Raw genomic sequence first — 2648 nt, forward strand, 5'->3', positions numbered from 1 at the left:
GCGAGGGCAGCGCCCACCCCACATGCAGTCCCGAGCATCAGGAGTGTCGCAACGAGAAGCCGCACGCCAGCCGCACAGGCCAACTTCAACGCTTCCTTCATCGCCGTGGTGAGGTTCCACCTCTAAGATGCCGCACCATGGATCGCAGAACAACAATCGATAGCAAAACAACAATCGCCGCGTTCATCGAACGCTGGCAAGGCGTGACAGCGACAGAGTTGGCTACCGCGCAATCTTTCGTGATGGGCCTGTGCGAACTGCTGGAGGTGCCCAAGCCGCACCCCACGGCCGAGCAGGACTACATGTTCGAGCGGCCCGTGACCTTCGCTCATGGCGACGGCAGCAGCAGCCCTGGCCGCATCGACTGCTACCGGCGCGGCCACTTCGTCCTTGAGGCGAAGAAGCWGAAGGCCGGCCGACACACCAAGGGCTTCGACGACGGCCTGCTACGCGCCCGGGCACAGGGCGAAGGCTATGCGCGTGCGCTGCCGGCCATTGAGGGACGCCCGCCCTTCGTGCTGGTGGTCGATGTGGGCACCGTGCTGGAGGTCTACGCGGAGTTCAGCCGAAGCGGCGGTACCTACGTCCCGTTTCCTGACCCCCGCAGCCACCGCATCGCCCTGGCCGACCTGGCGCAGCCCGCGATCCTGGAGCGCCTGCGCCTCATCTGGACCGACCCGGCGGCGCTGGACCCGGCCCGCATCAGCGCCAAGGTCACGCGCGAGGTCTCGCAGCAACTCGCCACGCTGGCGCGCTCGCTGGAGCAGGCCGGGCACCGCTCGCACGACGTGGCCGCCTACCTTTCGCGCTGCCTGTTCAGCATGTTTGCGGAGGACGTGGAGTTGCTGCCAGTTGGCTCTTTCCACGGGCTACTCACCCAGCACCGCGGTGATCCCGCCACACTGCGCCGCATGCTGGCCAGCCTGTGGGCCGACATGGACCGCGGCGGGTTCTCGCCGGCCCTCGTCAAGGACGTGCTCAAGTTCAACGGCAAGCTCTTCAAGGGCGCCAGCGCTGATGCCTTCAGCCTGCTGCTCAGCACCGAGCAGATCGACAGCCTCATCGCAGCCGCCCGCGCCAATTGGCGCGAGGTCGAGCCCGCCATCTTCGGCACCCTGCTGGAGCGCGCGCTGGACCCGTCCGAGCGCCACGCCCTCGGCGCCCACTACACCCCACGCGCCTATGTCGAACGCCTGGTGCTGCCCACCGTCATCGAGCCTTTGCGCGCCGAATGGGCCGACGCCCAGGCCGCGGCACTGACCCTCGCGCACGAAGCCAGCGAACTCGAAGCCCAGCCGCCCGAGGTCAAGACCAAGAAGGACTTCACCGCCCTTGACCGGCACAACGCGGCCGTGCGCGCCAAGTGGAAGGAAGCCCGCGAGCAGGTGCGTGCCTTTCTGCGCCGCCTGTGCACGCTGCGCGTGCTGGACCCGGCCTGCGGCAGCGGAAACTTCCTCTACGTGACGCTGGAACACCTCAAGCGGCTGGAGGGTGAGGTGCTCAACCAGCTCGACGCCCTCGGTGATGCGCAGGACAGCCTCGACCTYGGCCGCGAGACCGTCACCGTGCAGCAACTGCTCGGCATCGAACTCAACGGCCGCGCCGCCGCGCTGGCCGAGCTCGTGCTGTGGATCGGCTTCCTGCAGTGGCACATCCGCAGCCGGGGGCGCGCCAGCGTGGCCGAGCCCGTGGTGCATGACTACGGCAACATCGAGCACCGCGATGCCGTGCTGGCCTACGACCGGCAGGAACCGCTCACCGATGAGGCAGGCCAGCCGGTCACCCGCTGGGACGGCATCAGCACCAAGCCTCACCCCGTCACCGGCCAGCCCGTACCGGATGAGTCGGCGCAGGTGCCGCAGTGGCGCTATGTGAACCCGCGCCAAGCCGAGTGGCCGCAAGCGGACTTCATCGTGGGGAATCCGCCGTTCATCGGCTCCAAGCGTATGCGTGCAGCCCTGGGCGATGGCTATGTCGATGCGCTTCAGGCGGCCTGGCCCGACGTACCCGAAGCCACCGATTTCGTGATGCGCTGGTGGCACCAGGCCGCACTGCAGGTCAGAGACGAGCGAGCCCGCCGATTCGGCCTCATCACGTCCAACAGCCTGCGCCAGACCTATGTACGCCGCGCGGTCGAGCCGCATTTGTGCGGCGCCGACCGGCTTTCGCTTGTTTTTGCCATACCAGATCACCCTTGGGTGGACAGCGCCAATGGTGCGGCCGTGCGCATTGCGATGACGGTCGGGCAGAAAGGCGAACACACCGGTGTGCTGCGAGAAGTGGTGGCTGAACGCCCGGAGGGCGGCGATGGTGAAGACCTCGCGCTTGCACTGACCGACCGGTCCGGCCTCATCGGTGCGGACCTGCGCATCGGCGCCAACCTGGGATCGGCCAAGCTGCTCGACGCCAACCTCGGCCTGTGCTCGGTCGGCATGAAGACCATCGGCGCGGCATTTCAAGTGACAGCGGACGTTGCGCGCGAACTGGGGCTGGGTGCTGTTCCCGGACTCGAGAGCCATATCAAGCCCTACCTGAGTGGCAGGGACTTTGTGAAAGCACCGCGAGGTTTCTGGGTCATCGATCTATTCGGGCTTGAGTCCAATGACGTGCGCCAACGCTTCCCGGAGGTTTATCAGCACTTGCTTGAA

1 protein-coding gene is annotated in these 2648 nt (G+C 66.9%); it reads left to right on the forward strand.

From position 1 onward, the window contains the following. Nucleotides 1-137 precede the first annotated feature (137 nt). The coding region (locus AC1D2K_RS33195; protein ID WP_478094494.1) for a class I SAM-dependent DNA methyltransferase at nt 138-2648 on the forward strand (2511 nt) is incomplete at its 3' end.

The sequence above is a fragment of the Variovorax sp. P1_H12_2 genome (assembly GCF_056405335.1).